Consider the following 24,097-nt stretch of genomic DNA (forward strand, 5'->3'; position numbering starts at 1 on the left):
CGGGCCCGGCCGGCCTGGAGATCTTGCCCGCCGGATCGTGCTTGTCGTAGCCGAGGTGGTCGGTGATTTCGCCCTCGAGGGCGGATTCCAGCCGCGCTTGGTCAGCTGTTGCAGCAGCCCGCCTTCTCCGGTCAGTTGCAGGCCCTCGGCCTGGGCCCGGCTCACCAGCTCATCGGTCAGCTGGTCGTCCCCGGCCTTCGCCGACACCGCCGCTGCCGGCTCGACGGCCTCGTGATCGGTCACGTTCTCACTGGTCATCGCAGCCGGCACTCCGCGGGTCTACCTGTACGGTAACCGTCTCAACGACCTACAGTCCCTCGCTGCAGGTGGGGAGGGGCGCCCGACGTAGCGTTCCCCTGCGGGAGAGAACGCGGAATGCGTGCTCGTGCCGGCTGCTGAGTCGTCAGGAGGGTCAGTGCACGACGACGTTGTCGCTGTTGACGTTGTTGCTGTTGATGTCACCGACCGTGAAATTGATCAGGCCGTCGCAGGCGAGGAGGCAGGGCCCGTTCGCAGGTGGCGTAGGGGGTACGGGCACTGCTGAGACTACGACGGTGGTCGTGTTGTTCGAAGCGAAGCAGTTGTCGTTGCCGTTGTATGCGGCGGTGATGGTGTGAGTGCCGGTGGTGCTGAAGGCTGTCGTGTGTTCCGCTTGTCCGTCCGCGCCGACGGGCACGGTGTTCAGGATGTCGCCCCCGTCGAAGAACGTCACGCCGAGACCTCCACTGGGGTCAGCGTCGCAGGTCACGGTCGCGGTCAGTGTCACGGGTACCCCGACGTCTGCTGCTGAGGGTGATGCTGTGACCGTCGTCGTCGAGTCGACAGCTGCCGCTGCCGGCGAAGCGAGGCCCACTACGGCGGCCAGCGCCAGGATGGTGCCGGTCTTCCACATTCTTCGGTCTTGCCGACGTTTCACGGTTTCGGCTCCTTGGTCTGTCTCGGTGATAGGTCTGCCATGACTGGCCAAGCGTCACGTTACGCCGCAGGTTCTCGCATTCTGGGGAGCCTTGGGCCTAGTCAACCCACTCGGACCAGAGGCACGGCGGGGCGGGAAGCACGGTTCGCGGATTCCAGGACGGCTATGCGCAACGGTCCCTTTGTATGTCGGCAAGTTCGCCCAGTGTCGAAGCAATCGCGCCCGGACCAGGAACGAAAACCGGCGGAGGATCTCCGAGGAGAGGGTCGGTCCCCGTGTCGCCCGAGCGGTCTCGGGGCGGATCTAGATGCTGGGAGACGCGACACGTGTGTAGGTGAGGGAGTTGCTGGTGCCGCCGATCGTGGTCACGTTGACGGAAACGGGGCCGGGTGCCCCCGCTGGGGCGGTCGCGGCAACTGTGGTGTCGGACAGCACGTTGAAGGCCGCGGGTGCGGCACCGAAGTGGACGGCGGTCGTGGTGGCCAGGCTGCTGCCGGTGAGAGTGATGCCGGCTCCGGCGTCGGTGGGCCCCTGTGTGGGGGTGAGGGAGCCGAGGGACGGTGGAGTCACGTAGGTGTAGATGACGGAGTTGCTGATGCCGCCCGGGCCGGTGACGGTCACGGCGACAGAGCCCGCCCCTGCGGGGGCGACGGCGGTGATCTGGGTGGGGGAGTTGACGGTGTAGCTGGTGGCGGGTGTGCTGCCGAAGGTGACTGCCGTGGCCCCGGTGAGGTCGGCCCCGGTGAGGATGACGGTGGTGCCGCCCGAAGACGGCCCCTGGCTCGGCGACGCGGCGGTCAGGGAGGGTTGTGCCGCGTAGGCATAGGGGCGCGAGTTGCTGGTTCCGCCGGGCGTTTTGACGGTCACGGCAACGGTGCCGGTTCCGGACGGGGCTACTGCGGTGATCTTCGTCGAGGAGTCGACGGTGTAGCCGAGGGCCGCTTTGGTGCCGAACATGACGGCGGTGATTCCGACGAAACCGCTGCCGTTCAGGACGACGCTGTTGTTGCCTGCCGCAGGGCCCGTACTGGGTACGACCGAGGTGAGAACGGGAACGGCGGCGATGACGGCGGTGGGCCGGGCTGTTCCCGCCACGGCGGCGTTGTCTGTCACGGTGTCTCCGTAGAGTGTCGGGCGGGCCCGGGAGGGCAGAAGAGAGCTGACGGGTTGCCCTGCCTCTGCCTCTTGAGGGCGGGCTGTGGGGCCCCCGGCCCAGGTGGGGTTTCCGGGCCGGGGGCTTGGAGGCGGACGGGCCATGGTGGGCTACCACGTCCGCTCCGGACGGGCCGGCCGCTGAGAGGCCGGCCACTGAGGGGTGGTCAGATGCCGGGACCGGCGACGTAGGTGAACGCGTCCGCGAGGATGGCGCTGCCTGCGTCGTTGGTCACGACGACGTCGACGGGACCGCCGGTGCCGGGGGGCGTGACGGCCGACAGCGAGGTGCCGGAGATCACGGTGAACGGTGCCGGGTTGCCGTCGAAGGTGACCTGGTTGGTGCTGGTGAAGCCGGTGCCGGTAAGGGTCACCGCGGTGCCGCCGGACTCCGGTCCCTCCGTCGGGACGACCGACGTCACCGTCGGGGCGGCGACGTAGGTGTACGAGAGCCCGTTGTTGGTGCCGCCGGCCGTGGTGACGCTGACGCCGACCGATCCGGCCGCGCCGGCCGGTGCGACGACCGTGAGCTGGCTGTCGGACACCACCGTCGGCACCGCGGTGTTGGCACCGAAGGAGACGCTGGTGGCACTGGAGAATCCGGTGCCGTTGATGGTGATGGTGTCGCCGCCCGCGGTCGACCCGAAGGCCGGGCTGAGGGACTGCTTGAACGGCGCCCCGACGTAGTAGAACGGGATCGGGTTGCTCGTCCCTCCCGGGGTGGTCACGGTGACGCCGACCGCTCCGGTGCCGGAGGGGGAGACTGCGGTGACCTGAGTGGGCGTGACGTTGGTGACGGAGGTGGCGAGTCGCGTGCCGAAGCGCACGGCTGTGGTACCGGTGAGGTTGCTGCCGGTGATCGTGACAGGTGTTCCGCCGCCGCTGGATCCTTGGTTCGGACTGATAGGCATGAGTGTTCCTCCTCGCTCGGCATGCGGTACATTGCCGAGCAGTGATGAGGCGTTCGGTCCACTCGCGTCCCGAATGAGGGCGAGCCGGCTCTCGTGTCCACTGGCCAAGTGGCATCTCGATGGCCTTGCGCCAATGCCCGGTCGACGGTCTGCAGCCGTCGGCGCTGTGCGCAGGGCCTGTCGAGAATCACAGCCTGTTCAGGCTGGAACTGCCGCCTGATCAGGGGCTTGCCCGTGTCGGTTTGCGGACTCGAATGCCGCTGATACGGACACCAGAATCAACCCAGCAGAGTGACAAGCCAGCAAGGCTTTCGTCGGAGAATCAGCCGTTCAGGTGAGCGCCACGGAATGAAAAAGGGGCGTATCAGCGGCGTATTGACGAAAATATGTTCATATGTCAATTCGCGATCGCGTCCGTGATCGTAGCGGTGACGAAGCTGCGGACCCAGTGAACGGCCGCACTCTGACGCGGAAGCAGTCGCCGCGCGCCACGCAGCGTCGGCTGGATGCACGCCTGCGAACACGTACCTCTTTCGAGTGACATATGCTCCCTGCCCTTGCCGCGCCCTCGAGCAGTGGGCTACTCCGAAGAGGAGAACCACCGCGGTCATCGATGCAAGGGACCGGCCGAAGAAGCACCCGCCGATCGGCCGACATCATCAGGGAGCGCCCCCATGGCGGTCATACCGAATCAGGGATCCACGGGTGGGGGCGACGCGGTGACACTCACCGGCAGCCACTTCACCGGCACCACCAGCGTGCTCTACGGCACCCGCCGGGCTGCGAGTTTCACGGTGCTCAGCGCCTCGACCACCGCCACCGTCACCCCCTCCGGCCACGGCCCCGTCCCGGTCTCGGTCACCACCCCCGGCGGAACGGGCGTCGTCGGCAGTTTCTACTACCTGCCGCCACCCTCCTTCCGCCTCACTCCGCCACCCGCCGGCCCCTTGGCCGGCGGCAACACGGCGACCCTCACAGGGCTCGGCCTCTACACCACGTACGAGGTCCTCTTCGGTGCGCAGGCCGCCGCCTTCACCGTCGACTCCGACGGTCAACTCACTGTCACCGTTCCCGCGGCTGCCTCCGCAGGTCCGGTGACGATCACCGTACGAACCAGGGGCGGAACCGCCGGTGGGGTCGTCTACACCTACCTCGACTCGCCGTCCATCACTGTTCTCACCCCGGACAAAGGGCCGGTGGACGGGGGCAATCTCGTCGTCATCACCGGAACCGCGTTCTCCTACACCACTGGGGTCACCGTCGGTGGCGCGCCCGCCCTCTCCTGGCGGATCGCCTCCGACACGGAGATCCACGCCCTGCTCCCAGCGGGAGAACTCGGCCCGGTCGACATCTCCGTCATCACCCTCGGCGGCACCGCGACCGCTGCGGACGCGTACACCTATCTGGGACGCTTCGCGGTGCTGGGCGGCGCGTCGGTCACCAACACCGGCCCCTCCGAAGTCACCGGGGATCTCGGCGTGAGCCCGGGAGTGTCCGTCACCGGATTCCCGCCCGGTCAGGTTCACGGCGTGATCCACATCACCGACGCTGATGCCCTTCAGGCTCGCACCGATCTCATCGCCACCTACGAGACCGCCGTCGCCCAGCTCCCGGACGCCGACGTTTCCGGGGACCTCGGCGGCCTGACGCTGACTCCCGGCGTCTACAACGCCCCCACGTCCCTCGCTCTCACCGGCACGCTCACCCTGGACGCCCAGGGCGACCGCAACGCCGAATGGGTTTTCCAAATCGGATCCACGTTGACCACGGCAACGGCCAGCCGCGTGCTCCTCATCAACGGTGCCACGGCCAGGAACGTGATCTGGCAAATCGGAAGCTCAGCCACTCTCGGCACCGATACCGCCTTCACGGGCAGGATCCTGGCCCTGACATCTATCACCGTGAACGCCGGTGTAACCATCCACGGACAGGCCCTGGCCATCAATGGCTCGGTCACTCTCGACACCAACACCATCACCCGCCCCTGGTAATGAACACGCCTGGCCGGGTGCCAGGCCGCAAGAGGATCGTCTGACCTTGGCCAAACTGCTGACTGAGCAAGCTTCATGATCAAGAATGGAAGAGACGGCCTGGCCTGCCCTCCTTCCCGCGTATTCGCTGCAGAGGCAGGCCGGCCGCCCACGCGCGCAGGAAGGCCGTGGTGACCGGAGCAGAGGCGACTCGCCACCTGAAGCTTCCCCTTGATCGTGGACACCTGGAGACTGGGACGTGAGATTCCAGAGGAAGCAGCGCCAGGTGGGAAGTAAGTACATGAAGCGGTAGTCGGAGGAGTACAAGCGGGACGCCATCGCGCTCGTCCGCTCCTCCGGCAGGACCGTGACCGAGGTCGCCCGGGAGCTCGGCGTCAGTCCGGAGAGTCTGCGCAACTGGGTCCGGCGCGAGCGGGTCGACCGGGCGAGGGCACGCCCGGCGAGCTGACCAGCGCCGAGCGTGAGGAACTGCGGCGGCTGCGCGGGCAGAACCGCGTCATCCACGCGGATAAGGCCAACCACCCCGTCACCCTGCTGTGCCGGGCAATGAAAGTCGCCCGCTCCTCCTCCTACGCCTGGCGTGACGGCGAAGCCGCCCGCCGGGCCCGCCAGATGGCCGACGACGCGCTCGCGTACGAGATACGGCGGGGCCACCGGCCCCGCGTCGCCGGGCTGGGCCGACAGCGTGGCGGAGATCCCGACCACATAACTCAGGCCCCGCGCGTTCAGGCCGAGCCGAAAGGCCGCGGCGTCGCCGTATCCGGCATCCGCGATGGCCAGCGGCACCTCGATCCCCCAGGAGCGGGTCTCATCGAACATGTCCAGGGCCGGCTGTCACTTCTCCACGTGCCCGACATCGGCGGGGATGCCGCAGCGCCGGCGGCAACCTTGTCCGGGTCCGCTTTCGGCGAGGCGGAATCCCAGGTCTGGGGCAGGGACAGCCGCCAGTTGACCGCCGCCGAGGCGTGATCGCAGGCCAGGTGCATGGAGACGCCCACCTGGCAGTTGGTGACCTTGCCCGCGGTGCCGGTGTACTGCCGCGACACGCACGCCGAGGCGTTGCCGTCCTTGAGGAAGCCGGTGTCGTCGAAAACCAGCGCGGTCGGCCGGAATGCCTCTTCCATTCTCCAGGCCGGCCGGGCCCGGATGTGGGCCGGATCCCACGGGCTGGTGGTGATGAAGTGCGCCAGCGCCTGCCGGTTTCCGTCCTCACCCAGCCGGGCCGCCATCGGCTCGACCGACTTGCGTGTGCCGTCGGTCAGCAGCCCGCGCAGGTAGACCTGCCCCCACCGGCGCTGGTCGTTGCGCGCGAACGGCTCGAACACCTCCTCCGCGAACATTTCCGACTCACCATGCACCGCAGCAATCTCGTCCGGAGCCACACCCGCTCAACGCCATACCGAACCCAAAAGAAACACCCCACACCCACCGACCTGACCAAGCACTGATAATGCCCCGGCAGGCAACGTTTACCCGTCAAGGAGCGGTGTCCGATGCATGCTCTGGGGGTACCCCCTGCTCGGAGAGCTTGGGGGAGTGCCGGCCGGAAGTCCTCGCACTGGACGTACTTGGGGTTTCGGCCGGTGCGGCGAAAGGGCGTGCCGGGCGTCGCGACGGGGCGAACGTGGCCTGTTGGGGCACTAGGCTTGGCCGCATGGTCAATCTGACGCGTATCTACACCAGGACCGGTGACAAGGGCACCACGAACCTGGGCGACATGAGCCGGGTCCCCAAGACCGATCCACGGATCTCCGCCTACGCCGACAGCAACGAGGCGAACGCGGTGATCGGCACGGCCCTCGCCCTGGGCGGTCTGGAGCCGGAGGTCGCCCAGGTCCTCACCCGCGTCCAGAACGACCTGTTCGACGTGGGCGCGGACCTGTCGACGCCGGTCGTGGAGAACCCGGAGTTCCCGCCGCTGCGGGTCGAGCAGTTCTACGTGGACCGGCTGGAGGCGGACTGCGACCGCTTCAACGAGCGGCTGGAGAAGCTCCGCTCCTTCATCCTGCCGGGCGGGACGGCGGGCGCCGCCCTGCTCCACCAGGCGTGCACGGTGGTCCGCCGCGCGGAGCGCTCCACCTGGGCCGCGCTGGAGGCGCACGGCGACACGATGAACCCGCTCACCGCCACCTACCTCAACCGCCTCTCCGACCTCCTGTTCATCCTGGCGCGCATCGCCAACAAGGAGACCGGCGACGTGCTGTGGGTGCCGGGCGGGGAGCGCTGAAGGGCGCACGCTCCCGATCCGGGCGGGAGGATGCGCCCCGGGTCCGCCGGTGATCACCGGCGGACGTCCTCCTTCTTCGTGTCCGCGAGACCGTCCCGGTCCGCCCGCCAGTCGCCCACCGGGGCCTTCTTCGGCCAGATCCAGTAGGCCAGCGCCACCAGTCCGTGGATCCCGGCGATGCGCAGCGCGGTGAAGCGCCAGTCCTCCAGCGTGCCGGTGCGGCTCGCGTCACCGATATACCAGACGGCGAGCTGGAGCAGCGCGACGGCCACGGCGGCGCCCGCCAGCGTGCCCAGCCACAGCTTCGTCTCGTACCGGGCGCGGGCCGTGCCGTAGCGCGGCGGTCCGGCCGGTTTCGGGGCGCCGCCGAAGCGGTGGGCGGCATGGCCGTCCAGCCACTTCACGGTGCGGTGGCCGTGCCCGACGGTGTAGCCGATGTAGAGCGCGGCCAGGCCGTGCGCCCAGCCCGGCTCGGCGCCGTTCCTGAGGTCGACCGCGGTGGCGACCAGCAGGACGACCTCCAGCAGCGGCTCGCACAGCAGCAGCGCCAGGCCGGTGCGCGGCATTCTCAGCAGGTAGCGGAAGGCCAGTCCGGCGGCCAGCAGCACCCAGAAGCCGATCTCGCAGGCGGCGATCAAGGCGACGATCACGGTTCGCTCCTCTCGGTCACCCTTTCAGGCTCCCGCGCGCACCGGCCGTCGGCGTCGTCGCCGACGACGAACTGCCTGTACATCGAAAGATGCAGTCCAGCGGCCCCGAGGAACGTTCTCGGGCATCAGGCGGTGGCCGCGCGCAGCGTGTTGGATGGGGTCATGGCCCTACGACTCCCCCGGCCCCACCGCTTCGACGTGTGGGCGTCGCTCGCCGGACTGCTCGGCGGGCTGCTGCTGTGGGGCATCGGGCTGGGCATGCGGCCCGCCGACGCGAGCTACGTGGTCTTCGACGGCCGGTGGCCGGTCCTGTTGCCGCTCGCCGTGATCGCCGGCTGCGAGCTGCTGCGCCGGAGTGCCCCGCGCATCGCGCTGATCACCGGCACCGCGGCGCTGCTCGCGGACTGTCTCACCCAGGGCAGCCTGGCCACGATCATCATGTACACCGACCTCATGTACGCCGCCGTCCTGTACGGCACTCCCACCGCCGCCCGCCTCCTCCCCCGGCTCACCGCGCTGCTCACGGTCGTGGGGACGCTGGTGCCGTACGCGCTGTGGCGGGTGCCCGAGGCGCTGCTGGTCGGGTTGATCATCGGCGGCGTCGCGTTCACGCCCGCGTCGACCGGGCTGATCGTGCGCAACCACCGGGAGGCCGCCGAGGCCGCCCGGCTGCGCGCCGAACAGACCGCGCTGCTGGCCGAGATGGACCGCACCCAGGCGGTGACCGCGGAACGCGCTCGGATGGCACGGGAGTTGCACGACATGGTCGCCAACCACCTGTCCGCGATCGCCATTCACTCCACGGCCGCGCTCTCCCTGGACGACGAGGACGCCTCCCGGAACGCGCTCACCGTGATCCGGGAGAACAGTGTCCAGGGACTGGCCGAGATGCGCCGTCTCATCGGCATCCTGCGCGACCGCGCCGACGACCGGGAGCCGGCCGCCACCCCGACCCTGGACGGTCTCGGCGCCCTGGCGGAGGGGGCCCGCGCCAACGGCCTGGAGGTCGTCCTCGACCTCCTGCCCGACGCCGGGCACGGCGTCGTCCCGCCGCCGGTGGAGCTCGCCGCGTACAGGATCGTGCAGGAGGCGCTGACCAACGCGCTGAAGCACGCCGACAAGGGGCCGGTCACCGTGCGGCTGCGCTGTGCGGCCGACGCCCTGGACATCCGCGTGGTCAGCCCGTACGGCGGCCGGGACGCCCCGCGCGCCCCGGGTTCCGGGGCCGGTCTGGTGGGGATGCGGGAGCGGGTCGCCCTGCTGCACGGCACCTTCGCGGCCGGACCGGAGGACGGCGGCGACCCCGCGCGGCCCGAGGTCTGGGTCGTGCGCGCCTCCCTGCCCCTCGCCGACATCCCCGCGGGCGCCACGGCCGCCGCCCACGCGCCCACGTTCCGAGGAGAGACCGAATGATCCGCGTCCTGGTCGCCGAGGACCAGTCCGCCGTCCGGGCCGGACTGGTGCTGATCCTGCGCAGTGCGCCCGACATCGAGGTGGCGGGCGAGGCGGCGGACGGTGAGCAGGCGGTGGCGCTCGCCCGTGAGCTGCGGCCGGACGTGGTGCTGATGGACGTGCAGATGCCCCGCCTGGACGGGGTGTCGGCCACCCGGCAGGTGGTGGCGGAGGAGCTCGCCGACGTGCTGGTGCTGACCACCTTCGATCTCGACGAGTACGTCTTCGGGGCGCTGCGGGCCGGTGCCTCGGGGTTCCTGCTGAAGAACACGGAGGCGAAGGACCTCATCGCGGCCGTGCGCACGGTGGCGCGCGGTGAGGGGATCGTCGCCCCGGCCGTCACCCGGCGGCTGATCGCGGAGTTCGCCGCGAAGCCCGCCCGCGCGTCCACGGCCGATCCGGCGGTGCTGGACTCCCTCACCCGGCGCGAGCGGGAGGTGCTGGGCTGTCTCGGCGAGGGCCTGTCCAACGCCGATGTCGCCGAGCGCCTCGACATGGCGGAGGCCACGGTGAAGACGCACGTCAGCCGTCTGCTGGGGAAGCTGGGCCTGCGCAGTCGGGTGCAAGCCGCGGTACTGGCCCAGGAGTTGGGTGTCCAGAGGTCATAACGGCCTAGTGGTCCAGACCTATTGACCCGTGGTCCAGACCTTTCTATCCTCACGGCACCGCGGGTGTGATGGCTCAGTCATACCCCCGACGACATCCGTCACCACAAAGGAGGCGCAGCATGCGCTTCAGACACAGAGCCGTGGCCGGGTTCGCCACCCTCCTCCTCCCCTTCTCCGCCCTCGTCGCCCTCGCGAGCCCCGCCCAGGCCGCGACCTCCGCTACTGCCACTTACGCCAAGACCCAGGACTGGGGCTCCGGTTTCGAGGGCAAGTGGACGGTGAAGAACACCGGCACCACCGCCCTGAACTCGTGGACCGTCGAGTGGGACTTCCCCTCCGGCACCTCCGTCACCTCCGCCTGGGACGCCGACGTGACGTCCTCCGGCAACCACTGGACCGCCAAGAACAAGTCCTGGAACGGCACCCTCGCCCCCGGTGCCTCCATCAGCTTCGGCTTCAACGGCTCCGGCACCGGCGCCCCCGCCGGCTGCAAGCTCAACGGCGGCAGCTGCGACGGCACCTCCGTCCCCGGCGACGCGGCACCCTCCGCGCCCGGCACGCCCTCCGCCTCCAACGTGACGGACACCTCGGTACGGCTGTCCTGGTCCGCGGCCACCGACGACAAGGGCGTCAAGAACTACGACGTCCTGCGCGACGGCGCCAAGGTCGCCACGGTGACCGGCACCTCGTACACGGACAGCGGCCTGCGCAAGGGCACCGACTACTCGTACAGCGTGCAGGCCCGTGACACCGCCGACCAGACCGGCCCGGTCAGCGGCTCGGTGCGGGTCCGCACCACCGGCAACACCGAGGAACCGCCGCCCACCGGAAACAAGGTCAAGCTCGGCTACTTCACCGAGTGGGGCGTCTACGGCCGCAACTACCACGTCAAGAACCTGGTGACGTCCGGCTCGGCCGCCAAGATCACCCACATCAACTACGCGTTCGGCAACGTCACCAACGGCCAGTGCAAGCTCGACGACGCCTACGCCGCCACCGACAAGGCCTACACCGCGGACCAGTCCGTCAGCGGCGCCGCCGACACCTGGGACCAGCCGCTGCGCGGCAACTTCAACCAGCTGCGCCAGCTGAAGGCGAAGTACCCGCACATCAAGGTGCTGTACTCGTTCGGCGGCTGGACCTACTCCGGCGGCTTCGGCCAGGCCGCGCAGAACCCGGCCGCCTTCGCCAAGTCCTGCAAGGCCGTCGTGGAGGACCCGCGCTGGGCCGACGTCTTCGACGGCATCGACATCGACTGGGAGTACCCGAACGCCTGCGGCCTCACCTGTGACACCAGCGGTCCGGCGGCCTTCAGGAACCTCTCCCAGGCCCTGCGCGCCGAGTTCGGCAAGGACTACCTGGTCACCGCCGCGATCACCGCGGACGGCTCCTCGGGCGGCAAGATCGACGCGGCCGACTACGGCGGCGCCGCCCAGTACCTCGACTGGTACAACGTGATGACGTACGACTACTTCGGCGCCTTCGACAAGGACGGCCCCACGGCCCCCCACTCGCCGCTGACCTCGTACAACGGCATCCCGCAGGACGGCTTCAACTCCGCGGCCGCGATCTCCAAGCTGAAGGCGAAGGGCGTCCCGGCGAGCAAGCTGCTGCTCGGCATCGGCTTCTACGGCCGCGGCTGGACCGGCGTCACCCAGGCCGCCCCCGGCGGCGCGGCCACCGGCCCGGCACCCGGCACCTACGAGGCCGGCATCGAGGACTACAAGATCCTCAAGAACAGCTGCCCGGCCACCGGCACCGTCGCCGGCACGGCCTACGCCCACTGCGGCGGCAACTGGTGGTCCTACGACACCCCCGCCACCATCGGCGGCAAGATGAGCTGGGCCAAGAGCCAGGGCCTGGGCGGCGCCTTCTTCTGGGAGTTCAGCGGTGACACCGCGAACGGCGAGCTGGCCACCGCCATCGACAGCGGCCTGAGGTAACCGGCAGGTCCGCGGCAACCGTGCTCCCCCGGACCTCGTCCGGGGGAGCATCCGCGTATCCGCGCCCGGCTACGCCACGTTCACCCTCCCCCCAACAGCTCCGCTGCCAGGGGGAGGGGCCCTGAACCTCGCTCTACGCGACGTTCACCCGCTGGCCGGGCGGGGCCGCCTCCAGCCAGGCGAGGAAACCGGTCAGGGCGTCGTCGCTCATCGCGAGCTCCAGCCGCCTGCCCCGGTGCAGACAGGCGAGGATCACCGCGTCGGACAGCAGCGCCAGTTCCTCCTCGCCCTCGGGCACCCGGCGGCCGGCCACCTCGATCGCCGAACGCTCCAGGACGCGCCGCGGACGCGGCGCGTAGGAGAAGACGCGGAACCACTCCACCCGGTCGCCGTTGTAGCGGGCCACCCCGTACGCCCAGCCCTTGCCGCCGGAGTCGCCCGGTTCCGGAGCGTCCCAGCGCAGGCTGCAGTCGAAGGTCCCGCCGGAACGCTGGATGAGGCGGCGGCGCAGACCGAAGACGAAGAGTCCCACCACTACGAGAGCCACGACACTTCCGCACACAGTCAGAGCGAGGACCATCGACACCGACCTCCTCGTCTCCTAGGTAACGGAACGGAAAAATCATCCAGATCTGCCTCAGCCGCGACCGGGTCCGGATCGCTCCGGTCCCAGCCGCGGCTGAGTGACGTCATCGTACGGCTCCCCCCAGAGCCTAGACGGCCCGGAAGGCACCTCGGTCGTTCAGCGCTCCGTCGTCACCGCACGCAGTCGGACGTCCGCGCGACGCTCCGCCGAAGTGTTCTCCTCCGACTTCGCGCGCTCACGCGCCCGCTCCGCGCGCTGGACGTCGATCTCCTCCGACAGCTCGGCGACCTCCGCCAGCAGCGACAGCTTGTCGTCCGCGAACGAGATGAAACCGCCGTGCACCGCGGCGACGACCGTTCCGCCCTCGCTCGTACGGATGGTCACCGGGCCCGACTCCAGCACACCGAGCAGCGGCTGGTGACCGGGCATGACGCCGATGTCGCCGGACGTGGTGCGCGCGACGACCAGGGTGGCCTCGCCGGACCAGACCTCTCGGTCGGCCGCGACCAGCGCGACGTGCAGCTCAGCAGCCAAGATGGCTCCTCGGGTCACCACCCGGCAGGTCCGCCGGGTGTTGGTTACAAGTCTAATGGGCGTGGATCGGGGGGCGGGACGGTGCCCGCCCCCCGACTCAGTTCACTCGAGCACGGGGCTCAGGAGACGCCCAGCTCCTTCGCGTTCTTCTTCAGGTCCTCGATACCACCGCACAGGAAGAACGCCTGCTCCGGGAAGTGGTCGTACTCGCCGTCGCAGATCGCGTTGAACGCGGTGATCGACTCGTCCAGCGACACGTCCGAACCGTCCACGCCGGTGAACTGCTTGGCGACGTGGGTGTTCTGGGACAGGAAGCGCTCCACGCGACGGGCACGGTGGACGGCGAGCTTGTCCTCCTCGCCGAGCTCGTCGATACCGAGGATCGCGATGATGTCCTGCAGGTCCTTGTACTTCTGCAGGATGTTCTTCACCCGCATGGCCGTGTCGTAGTGGTCCTGCGCGATGTAGCGCGGGTCCAGGATGCGGGACGTGGAGTCCAGCGGGTCCACGGCCGGGTAGATGCCCTTCTCGGAGATCGGACGGGAGAGCACCGTCGTCGCGTCGAGGTGGGCGAAGGTGGTGGCCGGGGCCGGGTCGGTCAGGTCGTCCGCGGGGACGTAGATCGCCTGCATCGAGGTGATCGAGTGACCGCGGGTCGAGGTGATGCGCTCCTGGAGGAGACCCATCTCGTCGGCCAGGTTCGGCTGGTAGCCCACCGCGGAGGGCATCCGGCCGAGCAGGGTCGAGACCTCGGAACCGGCCTGCGTGAAGCGGAAGATGTTGTCGATGAAGAACAGCACGTCCTGCTTCTGGACGTCACGGAAGTACTCGGCCATGGTGAGGCCGGCCAGCGCGACGCGCAGACGGGTGCCCGGCGGCTCGTCCATCTGGCCGAAGACCAGGGCGGTCTTGTCGATGACGCCCGACTCGCTCATCTCGTCGATGAGGTCGTTGCCCTCACGGGTGCGCTCACCGACGCCGGCGAACACGGACACACCGTCGTGGTTGTTGGCGACGCGGTAGATCATCTCCTGGATGAGCACCGTCTTGCCGACACCGGCACCGCCGAACAGGCCGATCTTGCCACCCTTGACGTACGGGGTGAGCAGGTCGATGACCTTGACGCCGGTCTCGAACATCTCGGTCTTCGACTCGAGCTCGTCGAAGTTCGGCGCCTTGCGGTGGATCGGCCAGCGCTCGCCCGTGTAGGACTCGTCGCTGTTCAGCACCTCACCGAGGGTGTTGAACACCTTGCCCTTGGTGAAGTCACCGACGGGGACGGAGATGGCCGAGCCCGTGTCGGTCACCGCGGCCTGGCGGACCAGACCGTCGGTGGGCTGCATGGAGATGGTGCGGACCAGGCCGCCGCCCAGGTGCTGGGCCACCTCGAGCGTCAGCGTCTTGAGCTCGCCCGCGTTCGCCGGGTCGGCGACCTCGACGTGCAGGGCGTTGTAGATCTCCGGCATCGCGTCGACGGGGAACTCCACGTCGACGACCGGGCCGATGACCCGGGCGACACGGCCCGTGGCCGTCGCGGTCTCAACAGTGGTGGTCATTAATTGTCACTCCCCGCGTTTGCGTCGGCCAGAGCGCCTGCGCCACCGACGATCTCGCTGATTTCCTGGGTGATTTCGGCCTGGCGGGCCGCGTTGGCAAGACGGGAGAGCGTGTTGATCAGCTCGCCCGCGTTGTCGGTGGCCGACTTCATCGCGCGCCGCGTGGCGGCGTGCTTCGAAGCGGCCGACTGGAGCAGCGCGTTGTAGACGCGGCTCTCCACGTAGCGCGGCAGCAGGGCGTCGAGGACGTCCTCCGCCGAGGGCTCGAAGTCGTACAGCGGAAGGATCTCGTCCTTGGTGGACGTCCCTTCCTCCACGACCTCGTCGAGGCGGAGCGGAAGCATCCGGGAGCCGACCGCGGCCTGCGTCATCATCGAGACGAACTCGGTGTAGACGATGTGGAGTTCGTCCACACCGCCGTCCGCCGTCTCCTTCTCGATGGCCTCGATCAGCGGCGCCGCGACCTTCTTGGCGTCCGCGTACGAGGGCTCGTCGGTGAAACCGGTGAACGACTCCACGACCATGCGCTCGCGGAAGTTGTAGTGCGCCAGACCGCGGCGGCCGACGATGTACGTGTCGACCTCCTTGCCCTCACGCTCGAGACGCTCGGTCAGCTGCTCCGCCGCCTTGATCGCGTTGGCGTTGAAGGCGCCGGCGAGGCCGCGGTCGCTCGTGAGGAGCAGGACCGCGACACGCGTCGGGTTCTCCGCCTCCGTCGTCAGCGGGTGCTTGGCGTCCGAACCGGTGCCGACCGCCGTGACCGCACGGGTCAGTTCCTCGGCGTACGGCGTGGAGGACCGCACCTTGCGCTGCGCCTTGACGACGCGCGAGGCAGCGATCATCTCCATCGCCTTGGTGATCTTCTTGGTCGCGGTGACGGATCGGATGCGACGCTTGTAGACCCGGAGCTGGGCTCCCATGAGTCAGGTCCCTTCCTTGAACGTCACTTGGCGGCAGCGGCCGGAGCGTCCTCGCCGAGCAGCTTGCCGTCGCTCGTCTCGAACTGCTTCTTGAAGGCCGCGACCGCGTCGCCCACGGCCTGGAGGGTGTCGTCCGACATCTTGCCGCCCTCACGGATGGAGGTCATGAGGCCCTGCTCACTGCGGTGCAGGTACTCGAGCAGCTCCTTCTCGAAGCGGCGGATGTCGGCGACCGGCACCTCGTCCATCTTGCCGGTGGTGCCGGCCCAGACGGAGACGACCTGGTCCTCGGTGGCCAGCGGCTGGTACTGGTCCTGCTTCAGCAGCTCGACCAGACGCTGACCGCGCTCCAGCTGCGCCTTCGACGCGGCGTCCAGGTCGGAACCGAAGGCGGCGAACGCCTCCAGCTCACGGTACTGGGCGAGGTCCAGACGCAGACGGCCGGAGACCTGCTTCATCGCCTTGTGCTGGGCGGAGCCACCGACGCGGGAGACCGAGATACCGACGTTCAGGGCCGGACGCTGACCGGCGTTGAACAGGTCGGACTCCAGGAAGCACTGGCCGTCGGTGATGGAGATGACGTTGGTCGGGATGAACGCCGACACGTCGTTCGCCTTGGTCTCGACGATCGGCAGACCGGTCATCGAGCCGGCACCCATGTCGTCGGAGAGCTTGGCGCAACGCTCCAGCAGACGGGAGTGCAGGTAGAAGACGTCGCCCGGGTAGGCCTCGCGGCCCGGCGGGCGGCGCAGCAGCAGGGAGACGGCGCGGTAGGCGTCGGCCTGCTTCGACAGGTCGTCGAAGATGATCAGGACGTGCTTGCCCTCGTACATCCACTGCTGGCCGATGGCCGAACCGGTGTACGGCGCCAGGTACTTGAAGCCGGCCGGGTCGGACGCCGGGGAGGCGACGATGGTCGTGTACTCCAGGGCACCGTTCTCCTCCAGCGCGCGGCGGACCGACGCGATGGTGGAGCCCTTCTGGCCGATGGCGACGTAGATGCAGCGGACCTGCTTGTTCACGTCGCCCGTGCGCCAGTTGTCACGCTGGTTGATGATCGTGTCCACGGCCAGCGCGGTCTTGCCGGTGCCGCGGTCGCCGATGATCAGCTGACGCTGGCCGCGGCCGACCGGGGTCATGGCGTCGACGGCCTTGTAGCCCGTCTCCATCGGCTCGTGCACCGACTTGCGGTCCATGACCGTGGGGGCCTGCAGTTCGAGGGCGCGGCGGCCCTCGGTCTCGATCTCGCCGAGGCCGTCGATCGGGTTGCCGAGCGGGTCGACCACGCGGCCGAGGTAGCCCTCACCCACGGCGACGGACAGGACCTCGCCGGTGCGGGAGACCGGCTGGCCCTCCTCGATGCCGCTGAACTCACCGAGGACGACGGCACCGATCTCGCGCTCCTCGAGGTTGAGGGCGAGGCCGAGGGTGCCGTCCTCGAACTTCAGCAGCTCGTTGGCCATGGCCGAGGGAAGTCCCTCGATCTTGGCGATACCGTCGCCGGCAGCGGTGACCGTGCCGACTTCCTCGCGCGAGGCCGCGTCCGGCTTGTACGACTGGACGAAGTTCTCCAGTGCGTCCCGGATCTCCTCCGGCCGGATCGTGAGCTCCGCCATCTGAGTTCCCTGCTCTCCTTGTTGGGCCCGAAGTTTCACTTTGGGGGGATGTGGACTCCCCCCGAAAAGAGGTGAATCCTCTGCACGGCCCAACCAGGGCCGTAGGTACGTACTACGTGTTCAGTTGCCGCGTCCGTCGCGTCGTCCGCGACTGCCGCGTGAGGGCTAGCTCGCCAGTCGGCGGCTCACGTCCTCCAGCCGGTCCGCGAGGGAACCGTTGATGAGCTCGTCACCGACCTGCACCCGGATCCCGCCGACGACCGAGGGGTCGACGTCGAGGTTGAGGTGCATCTGGCGGCCGTAGAGCTTCGCGAGGCCGGCGCCCAGGCGCTGCTTCTGCGAGTCGCTCAGCGGCACCGCGGAGGTGACGACGGCCACCATGCGGTGACGACGCTCCGCGGCGAGCTTGGACAGGGACTCGAGTCCCGCTTCCAGGCTACGTCCGCGGGGCGCGTTGACCAGACGCGTCACCAGACGCTCGGTGGCCGCGTGCGCCTTGCGTCCGAGCAGGCTGTGCAGCAGCCCGCTCTTGGCGGAGGCAGTGGCCTTGCGGTCGGTCAGCGCGGCACGCAGGTCGTTGCTGGAGGAGACGATCCGGCCGAACCGGAACAGCTCGTCCTCGACGGTGTCGAGCGCGCCCGCCTTCTGCGCGGCGGTGAGGTCGGCGAGGTCGGCCAGCTCCTCGAGTGCGTCCACCAGGTCGCGGGGCTGCGACCAGCGGGAGCGCACCATGCCGGCCACCAGGTCGGCGGCGTTGCCGCTGACCTGGGTGCCGAGCAGGCGCTGGGCCAGGTCCGCCTTGGTCTCGCCGGGCTGCGCCGGGTCGGTGAGGACCCGGCGCAGCGACACCTCGCGGTGGAGCAGCGCGGTGACGGCAGCCAGCTCTTCGGCGAGCGAGCCGGCGTCCACGGACGTGGAGTCCGTCAGCGCGTCGAGACGCTCACGTGCGGCTGCCAGGGCCTCGCGGCTCGCTCCGTTCATCGTGCGGCCTCGGCCTTCTGGTCGAGGTCGTCGAGGAACCGGTCGATCACGCGGCTCTGCCGGGCGTGGTCCTCGAGGGACTCGCCGACGAGCTTGCCGGCCAGGTCGGTGGCGAGCTTGCCCACGTCCTGGCGCAGCACCGAGGCGGCGGCCTTGCGGTCCGCCTCGATCTGCGAGTGACCGGCGGCGATGATCTCCTCACGCTGCCGCTGGCCTTCCGCGCGCATCTCGGCGATGAGCGTGGCGCCCTGCTCCTGCGCCTCCTGACGCAGACGCGCGGCCTCGTGCCGGGCCTCGGCGAGCTGAGCCTTGTACTGCTCAAGGACGCTCTGTGCCTCGGTCTGGGCGGCCTCGGCCTTCTCGATACCGCCTTCGATGGACTCGCGACGCTCTTCCAGAACCTTGTTGATGTTCGGGAGGAGCTTCTTGGCGAGGATGCCGAAGACGATGACGAAGGCGAGCAGGCCGATGACGAGCTCGGGAATCGGCGGGACGAGGGGGTTCTGCAGCTCCTCGGCCGCGATATGAAGCAGTGGGCTCATATCAGAGTGCCTTTCGTCTGGTGAACCGGTCGCGGATCAGATGATCACTTGCCGTAGACGAACGGCATGACCAGGCCGATCAGGGCGAGCGCCTCACAGAAGGCGAAGCCGAGGATCTGGTTGGCGCGGATCAGACCGGCGGCCTCGGGCTGCCGGGCGAGGGCCTCGGTGCCCTTGCCGAAGATGATGCCGACGCCGATGCCGGGGCCGAACGCGGCGATGCCGTAGCCGATGGAAGCAATCGAGCCGGTGACGGCGGCCAGGGTGTAAGACATTCCGGTTCTTCCTTTTCTTCACGGGCCGGTGGGGGTGGGCCACCGGTCGAATGGAGGCGGTGCGGGACGCTCAGTGCTGCTCGGAGAGCGCGCCCTGGATGTAGGTAACGGTCAGCAGGACGAAGACGTACGCCTGCAGGGCCTGGATGAAGAGCTCGAAGACGGTCATCACCAGGACCATCACGAACGAGACGCCGGCGTAGGCGATCCCGATGCCGTTCAGCAGGTACCAGCTGGCGATGGTGAAGAGCACCAGCAGGATGTGACCCGCGAACATGTTCGCGAAGAGTCGCACAGCGTGGGTGAAGGGCCGCACGAGCAGGTTCGAGAAGGCCTCGATGATCATGACGACCGGCAGGGCCGCACCGAGCGACTTGTCGTAGCCGGTGAAGTTCTTCAGGGCGCCGACGAAGCCGTGCCGCTTGAAGGTCAGCGAGACCCACACGGCGTAGACGAGCAGCGCGAGTCCCAGCGGGTAGGCGAAGATCGACGTCACCGGGAACTGGGCGAGCGGGATGATCGACCAGAGGTTCATCATCCAGACGAAGAAGAACAGTGCGACGACGAACGGGACGTACTTCTCGCCCTCGCGCTTGCCCATCGTCTCGTAGACGACGTTCTTGCGGACGAAGTCGTAGCCCGTCTCGGCGACCATCTGGAGCTTGCCGGGAACGACCTGGGGCCGGCGGAACGCCGCCCAGAAGAAGCCGACGATGATGATCGAGCCGAGCAGCGCCAGCAGCATCGTCTTGTTGAAGTACAGGTTGCTGTCGCCGTCACCCCAGATGGGCTCGAACAGGAACGAATGCAGCCCGGGAGACGGGAAGCCACAGCCGTCGAAGATGTGGCAGTCGGTCTCGAAGGCGAGCACCTGTGTCGGGTCAGCACTCACCGCGGGCTCCTTCAGCGTGGCGCATGGATTCGGCAACCTCGTGGTGTCGGCGCGGCACGGGGCCGCGGTTCGGCACGGGACTGGTGTTACGGATGGGGGGGCGGCGATGGGGCATCTCGCCTCGCGATGTGACAGGCGTCAGCGTGGATGCCCGCGCCCGCGATGCCGCAGTTGGCACCGGACGATAGCAGGGTCCGTCATGCGCCCTTATCCCGGCCCTACGTCTCACGACGGCCGCTCCGCGGATTCCTTCTTCTCGGCCGCGTTCCCGGCCGTCGCCGGCTCGGGGTCCACGTAGAAGGTCTTGGCCTTCATCGTGGCCCGCGCCTGCGCGGCGACCCAGGTCAGGGTGGAGACGAGCAGGGAGAGGGCGAAGACCTTCGGGTGGAAGAGCGTCGTGTCCTTGAAGAGCGCGATGAAGACGAAGATCAGCAGGATCTGCGTCATGTACAGCATCAGCCCCATGGCCTGGAACAGATGCGGCAACGACTTGGCGACCCACTGAAGGACGTACAGGCCCGCGCCCATGAGCAGGATCACGAGCAGCGCCCCGATGACGGCTCCGATCGCCCCGTTGCCGCCTTCGACGGCAGCACCGACCGCGACCGCGACCGCACCGACGACAGCGGTGGGTATGGCGGCCTGAATCAGGATCCGGACGTCGTTGGACGGCATGGCGGAACTCCGCATGTTTGGAACAGGGGGCAAAGGATGGTCGTCAGGGACGAGCGTAGTCCCCCGGATGGAGTGTGATTTCCCCCCACCGACGAACCGTCGCACTGCGGTTCCTCGGCGCTCTCCGGCGAGACTCGTGAACGGTATCACAAACTATTTGATGCAGTCTTTACCTAATGACTCCGCATGGGGTCACCCAGGAGAGTGAGCCTGGGCGCCGGAGAGTGCAAGAGGTCGACTTGTCTGGTATTAGGGAGCTTCGCACCCCCAAGGGTGCCCCATCGGAGCCCCACGACTTGGCAATGCTCTAGTCGGATTCTTACCTTGACCGTGATGTGGCCGTGCCTTCGGTGGGAGACGCCGGCCTTCCCCGGTCGCCCACACGTGCGCGGTGGCCCAGGGCGGTCGCGCCGTTGACGCCGGAGACCCCGGCGGGCACCGGGGCGCGATGGCCGCCGGCATCCTGGTCGCCCGCCTCCGGCTCGGCCGCCTCGGCGACCGTGTCCGCGGCTTCCCCCGTGCCTGCCTCGGCAACGGCCTGGGGGGCCCGCACAGCGGCCCGGCGACGCCGGTAGCGCGGCGGCACGATGTGCTGCGCCCACATCGGGGCGCGCGGGGTGAACCGGGGCAGCAGGAGCAGCAGCAGACCGAGGGCGCTCAGGATGACGACGCTCAGCACGATCCACATGGACGCCGAGTTGACCGAGTAGGCGAGCGCGCCGAAGGCGATCAGCGCCGACCAGAAGTACATGATCAGCACCGCCCTGCTGTGCGAGTGGCCGATCTCCAGCAGGCGGTGGTGCAGATGACCCCGGTCCGCCGCGAAGGGCGACTGGCCGCGCCAGGTGCGCCGCACGATGGCCAGGATCAGGTCGGCCATGGGCACCGCGATGATCGTCAACGGCATGAGCAGCGGGATGAAGACGGGCAGCATCGCGTGGGTCGTCTCCCGTGCGCCGCCCAGGTCGACGTTGAGCGCCTCGACGTCCAGCTGGCCCGTGACGGACACCGCGCTGGCCGCGAGGACCAGACCGATCAGCATCGACCCGGAGTCCCCCATGAAGATCCGGGCGGGATGCATGTTGTGCGGCAGGAAACCGACGCACATGCCGATGAGCACCACGGAGAACAGCGTGGCGGGGGCCGCCGCCTCGGCTCCGTAGCCGTACCAGATCCGGTAGCTGTACAGGAAGAACGCCGTGGCCGCGATGCCCACCATGCCGGCCGCGAGGCCGTCCAGTCCGTCCACGAAGTTGACCGCGTTGATGGTGACGACCACCAGCGCCACGGTGATCAGGTTCCCCTGCCACGGAGTGACGGCGACCGTGCCGATACCGGGGATGGGCAGCCACAGGATGGTCAGACCCTGAAGGATCATGACGCCGGCGGCGATCATCTGGGCGCCCAGTTTGAGCAGGGCGTCGATCTCGAACTTGTCGTCCAGGACCCCGAGCAGCCAGATCAGGGCCGCTCCCGACAACAGGGCGCGCGGCTCGTTGGACTTCTCGAAGACCTCGTTCAGGTTCGCCAGATGGCTGGCGACCAGCAGCCCCGCGCACAGGCCGAAGAACATCGCGATCCCGCCGAGCCGCGGAGTGGGTTCCCGGTGCACGTCCCGCGCCCGGATCTGCGGCATCGCCCCGGCCACGATCGCGAACTTCCGTACCGGCCCGGTGAGCAGGTACGTCACTGCGGCCGTGATGCAGAGCGTCAGCAGATATTCGCGCACGGGCTTCCCCACAGATGTCACTGGTGTGTCGGCATCTCACCTTAGCCGTCGTGACTGTCGGCGATCCCCGGCACAGGACGGGGCCGGGCCGGAGCAACCCCCTCCGGGACCACCACCTTTAGGGGATTCTCCTACAAACGTGCCCTCCTCGGCCGTCCGCCGGTGCACGCTCCCGCTCGCGGGCGGAGCAGGCGGGAGCGCGTACGCGAGGGGCGGCCCACCGGGGCGGCCGTCGCCCGGGGACCCGGTGTTCGGCCGTGTCCCGGTTCCTTCCGGTCAGGCCTTGCCGTAGTTGGATCCGCAGTCCTTCTTCGCCCCGTCGGCGCCGTTGCGGCGACAGACCGTGATCTCCACGGTGACGCCTTCCGGCACCTGCTTCCGCGCGCTGTGCGCCGGCTTGCCGCCGCAGAAGGGGGACGAGCCGTCGGCGTCGGACAACGTGACCGCGCCGGCCTTCCACGACCAGGGGGCCCGGACGCGCATGCCGTACCCCGCGCGGGGTGCGCATGCGGACACCGCGGCCGAGCCGTCGTCCGTTTCGCTCCCAGGCCCTTCGGACGTGGTCGCGGCTCGTCCGCCCGCCAGGGCCGTGTGAGGTCGGTCACCCGTCCGAACGCGCCGACGCCGGCCGGTGCGGGAACCGCTCACCGCGGGTACGGCGGAAAGACGGCGGCCAGCTGCCGTACGTCCTCCCGGGTCCGCGCGGGGTCCAGGGCGCCGGTGATCACGCCCGCCATGAGAGCCGCGACGCGTGTCATCTCCCCCTCCCCCATGCCCTGCGTGGTCACCGCCGCGGTGCCCAGGCGCAGCCCGCGGTCGTCGGCGTGCGGCAGGGCGCAGCAGTCCAGGACCAGTCCGGCCGCCGCGAGCCGGCCGCGGGCCTCGCGCCCGTCGACGCCGAGCGGGGCGGGATCGGCGGTGATCAGGTGGGTGTCCGTGCCGCCGGTGGTGACGACCAGTCCCTCGTCGGCCAGGCCCTTGGCGAGGGCCCGCGCGTTGGCGACCACCTGGTGGGCGTACGCGGCGAAGGCCGGGGTCGCCGCCTCCCCGAAGGCGACCGCCTTGGCGGCGACGGTGTGCATCTGGGCCCCGCCCTGGGTGAAGGGGAAGACCGCGCGGTCGACCCGTTCGGCCAGTTCCGCGCCGCACAGGATCATGCCGCCGCGCGGCCCGCGCAGCACCTTGTGCGTGGTCGCGCAGACGATGTCCGCGTACGGGACCGGGCTGGGGGCCGCTCCCCCGGCGACGAGGCCGATGGGGTGCGCGGCGTCCGCGATGAGGTAGGCGCCCACCTCGTCGGCGACCTCGCGGAAGAAGGCGTGGTCGATGTGGCGGGGGTAGGCGATGGAGCCGCAGACGATCGCCTTGGGGCGGTGGGTGCGGGCGAGGGCACGGACCTGCGTGTGGTCGATCAGGCCGGTCTCGGCGTCCACGCCGTAGCCGACGAAGTCGAACCAGCGGCCGGAGAAGTTGGCGGGCGAGCCGTGGGTGAGGTGGCCGCCGTGGGCCAGGCCGAGGGCGAGGACGGTGTCCCCGGGGCGCAGCAGGGCGGCGTAGGCGGCCAGCACGGCCGACGAGCCGGAGTGTGCCTGGACGTTGGCATGGTCGGCGCCGAAGAGGGCCTTGGCCCGCTCGACGGCGAGGCGTTCGGCGACGTCGACGATCTCGCAGCCGCCGTGGTGCCGGGCGCCCGGGTATCCCTCGGCGTACTTGTTGGCGAGCGGTGAGCCGAGGACGGCCAGCACGGCGGGCGAGGTGAAGTTCTCGGCGGCGATCAGCTGGAGCGTGGTCGCCTGCCGCTCCCGCTCGGCGTGCAGGATCCCGGCGAGTTCGGGGTCCTGTCGGCGCAGGACATCGGACTCGCCCTCGAGGGCGTGGATGACCGTCATGGGGGGCTCCCGGACGTCGACGCTGACGTAGGACCAATGTAGGCCCGCCGCC

22 protein-coding genes and 3 pseudogenes are annotated in these 24,097 nt (G+C 69.2%); 6 read left to right on the forward strand and 19 right to left on the reverse strand.

Going from position 1 to position 24,097, the window contains the following annotated elements; genetic code table 11:
• From AOK11_RS01330 to AOK11_RS01345, 4 genes and pseudogenes are all read right to left on the reverse strand, one after another.
• Positions 1 to 258 (reverse strand): annotated as a pseudogene (locus AOK11_RS01330) (IS256 family transposase); the annotation flags it as partial.
• 154 nt (positions 259 to 412) lie between these two features.
• Positions 413 to 892 carry an Ig-like domain-containing protein gene (locus AOK11_RS38870; protein ID WP_079034558.1) on the reverse strand — a complete coding sequence of 160 codons (480 nt, stop codon included), beginning with the start codon at positions 890 to 892 and terminating at the stop codon, positions 413 to 415.
• A gap of 327 nt (positions 893 to 1,219) precedes the next feature.
• A complete protein-coding gene (locus AOK11_RS01340; protein WP_055591759.1) occupies positions 1,220 to 2,029 on the reverse strand; it encodes an IPT/TIG domain-containing protein in 810 nt (269 codons plus the stop codon).
• A 206-nt stretch (positions 2,030 to 2,235) separates the two neighbouring features.
• The gene (locus AOK11_RS01345; protein ID WP_055591760.1) at positions 2,236 to 2,979 is read right to left on the reverse strand and encodes an IPT/TIG domain-containing protein; all 744 of its coding nucleotides are present in this window, start codon (positions 2,977 to 2,979) and stop codon (positions 2,236 to 2,238) included.
• A 674-nt stretch (positions 2,980 to 3,653) separates the two neighbouring features.
• Between AOK11_RS01345 and AOK11_RS01350 the strand changes: the two genes are divergently transcribed.
• Both AOK11_RS01350 and AOK11_RS46570 read left to right on the forward strand, forming a co-directional pair.
• Positions 3,654 to 4,970: an ice-binding family protein gene (locus AOK11_RS01350; protein ID WP_055591761.1), complete on the forward strand. Its 1,317-nt coding sequence runs from the start codon at positions 3,654 to 3,656 to the stop codon at positions 4,968 to 4,970.
• A gap of 304 nt (positions 4,971 to 5,274) precedes the next feature.
• Positions 5,275 to 5,418, forward strand: a pseudogene (locus AOK11_RS46570) (transposase); the annotation flags it as partial.
• A gap of 191 nt (positions 5,419 to 5,609) precedes the next feature.
• Here AOK11_RS46570 and AOK11_RS01360 read toward each other — a convergent pair.
• Positions 5,610 to 6,352 (reverse strand): annotated as a pseudogene (locus tag AOK11_RS01360) (IS701 family transposase); the annotation flags it as partial.
• 272 nt (positions 6,353 to 6,624) lie between these two features.
• Between AOK11_RS01360 and AOK11_RS01365 the strand changes: the two are divergent.
• Positions 6,625 to 7,197, forward strand: a complete 573-nt coding sequence (locus AOK11_RS01365) for a cob(I)yrinic acid a,c-diamide adenosyltransferase (RefSeq protein WP_055591762.1) — start codon at positions 6,625 to 6,627, stop codon at positions 7,195 to 7,197.
• A gap of 53 nt (positions 7,198 to 7,250) precedes the next feature.
• Here the strand turns inward: AOK11_RS01365 and AOK11_RS01370 are convergent, their stop codons facing one another.
• Positions 7,251 to 7,847: a hypothetical protein gene (locus AOK11_RS01370; protein ID WP_055591763.1), complete on the reverse strand. Its 597-nt coding sequence runs from the start codon at positions 7,845 to 7,847 to the stop codon at positions 7,251 to 7,253.
• Positions 7,848 to 8,009: 162 nt separating this feature from the next.
• On the opposite strand from AOK11_RS01370, the gene AOK11_RS01375 reads away from it, so the two are divergent.
• The 3 genes from AOK11_RS01375 (at position 8,010) to AOK11_RS01385 (ending at position 11,850) form a co-directional block, all read left to right on the forward strand.
• The gene (locus tag AOK11_RS01375) at positions 8,010 to 9,260 is read left to right on the forward strand and encodes a sensor histidine kinase (protein ID WP_055591788.1); all 1,251 of its coding nucleotides are present in this window, start codon (positions 8,010 to 8,012) and stop codon (positions 9,258 to 9,260) included.
• Positions 9,257 to 9,907: a response regulator gene (locus tag AOK11_RS01380; RefSeq protein WP_055591764.1), complete on the forward strand. Its 651-nt coding sequence runs from the start codon at positions 9,257 to 9,259 to the stop codon at positions 9,905 to 9,907. The genes AOK11_RS01375 and AOK11_RS01380 overlap by 4 nt, the downstream gene beginning before the upstream one ends.
• Before the next feature lie 119 nt (positions 9,908 to 10,026).
• Positions 10,027 to 11,850, forward strand: coding sequence for a glycoside hydrolase family 18 chitinase (locus tag AOK11_RS01385; protein ID WP_055591765.1), 1,824 nt, complete (start codon positions 10,027 to 10,029; stop codon positions 11,848 to 11,850).
• Between the two features lie 133 nt (positions 11,851 to 11,983).
• Here the strand turns inward: AOK11_RS01385 and AOK11_RS01390 are convergent, their stop codons facing one another.
• From AOK11_RS01390 to AOK11_RS01450, 13 genes are all read right to left on the reverse strand, one after another.
• Positions 11,984 to 12,430 (reverse strand): DUF2550 domain-containing protein, encoded by a 447-nt coding sequence (locus AOK11_RS01390; RefSeq protein WP_055591766.1) that lies wholly within the window; start codon positions 12,428 to 12,430, stop codon positions 11,984 to 11,986.
• Positions 12,431 to 12,592: 162 nt separating this feature from the next.
• Entirely contained in the window at positions 12,593 to 12,970 is a 378-nt protein-coding gene (locus tag AOK11_RS01395; RefSeq protein WP_055591767.1) for a F0F1 ATP synthase subunit epsilon, read from the reverse strand.
• Between the two features lie 119 nt (positions 12,971 to 13,089).
• Positions 13,090 to 14,526, reverse strand: coding sequence for a F0F1 ATP synthase subunit beta (gene atpD / locus AOK11_RS01400; RefSeq protein ID WP_055591768.1), 1,437 nt, complete (start codon positions 14,524 to 14,526; stop codon positions 13,090 to 13,092).
• Complete coding sequence (locus tag AOK11_RS01405; RefSeq protein ID WP_055591769.1) at positions 14,526 to 15,446, reverse strand: F0F1 ATP synthase subunit gamma; 921 nt, start codon at positions 15,444 to 15,446, stop codon at positions 14,526 to 14,528. The genes atpD and AOK11_RS01405 overlap by 1 nt, the downstream gene beginning before the upstream one ends.
• Before the next feature lie 23 nt (positions 15,447 to 15,469).
• Positions 15,470 to 17,062 (reverse strand): F0F1 ATP synthase subunit alpha, encoded by a 1,593-nt coding sequence (gene atpA, locus AOK11_RS01410; protein WP_055591770.1) that lies wholly within the window; start codon positions 17,060 to 17,062, stop codon positions 15,470 to 15,472.
• 165 nt (positions 17,063 to 17,227) lie between these two features.
• Positions 17,228 to 18,043: a F0F1 ATP synthase subunit delta gene (locus tag AOK11_RS01415; RefSeq protein ID WP_055591771.1), complete on the reverse strand. Its 816-nt coding sequence runs from the start codon at positions 18,041 to 18,043 to the stop codon at positions 17,228 to 17,230.
• Positions 18,040 to 18,585, reverse strand: coding sequence for a F0F1 ATP synthase subunit B (locus AOK11_RS01420; protein WP_055591772.1), 546 nt, complete (start codon positions 18,583 to 18,585; stop codon positions 18,040 to 18,042). Before AOK11_RS01420 ends, AOK11_RS01415 begins: the two co-directional genes overlap by 4 nt.
• Positions 18,586 to 18,629: 44 nt before the next feature.
• Positions 18,630 to 18,860 (reverse strand): ATP synthase F0 subunit C, encoded by a 231-nt coding sequence (atpE, locus tag AOK11_RS01425; RefSeq protein ID WP_055571089.1) that lies wholly within the window; start codon positions 18,858 to 18,860, stop codon positions 18,630 to 18,632.
• 70 nt (positions 18,861 to 18,930) lie between these two features.
• Complete coding sequence (gene atpB, locus AOK11_RS01430) at positions 18,931 to 19,752, reverse strand: F0F1 ATP synthase subunit A (RefSeq protein ID WP_055591773.1); 822 nt, start codon at positions 19,750 to 19,752, stop codon at positions 18,931 to 18,933.
• 225 nt (positions 19,753 to 19,977) lie between these two features.
• Positions 19,978 to 20,427, reverse strand: coding sequence for a Cg1360 family ATP-synthase-associated protein (locus AOK11_RS01435; RefSeq protein WP_055591774.1), 450 nt, complete (start codon positions 20,425 to 20,427; stop codon positions 19,978 to 19,980).
• 319 nt (positions 20,428 to 20,746) lie between these two features.
• Entirely contained in the window at positions 20,747 to 22,156 is a 1,410-nt protein-coding gene (locus AOK11_RS01440) for an MraY family glycosyltransferase (RefSeq protein ID WP_055591775.1), read from the reverse strand.
• Between the two features lie 276 nt (positions 22,157 to 22,432).
• Positions 22,433 to 22,639, reverse strand: coding sequence for a hypothetical protein (locus AOK11_RS01445; RefSeq protein ID WP_055591776.1), 207 nt, complete (start codon positions 22,637 to 22,639; stop codon positions 22,433 to 22,435).
• A gap of 161 nt (positions 22,640 to 22,800) precedes the next feature.
• The gene (locus AOK11_RS01450; RefSeq protein WP_055591777.1) at positions 22,801 to 24,045 is read right to left on the reverse strand and encodes a serine hydroxymethyltransferase; all 1,245 of its coding nucleotides are present in this window, start codon (positions 24,043 to 24,045) and stop codon (positions 22,801 to 22,803) included.
• Positions 24,046 to 24,097 lie beyond the last annotated feature (52 nt).

Source organism: Streptomyces hirsutus, assembly GCF_001418415.1.
GTDB classification, from domain to species: Bacteria; Actinomycetota; Actinomycetes; order Streptomycetales; family Streptomycetaceae; genus Streptomyces; species Streptomyces hirsutus.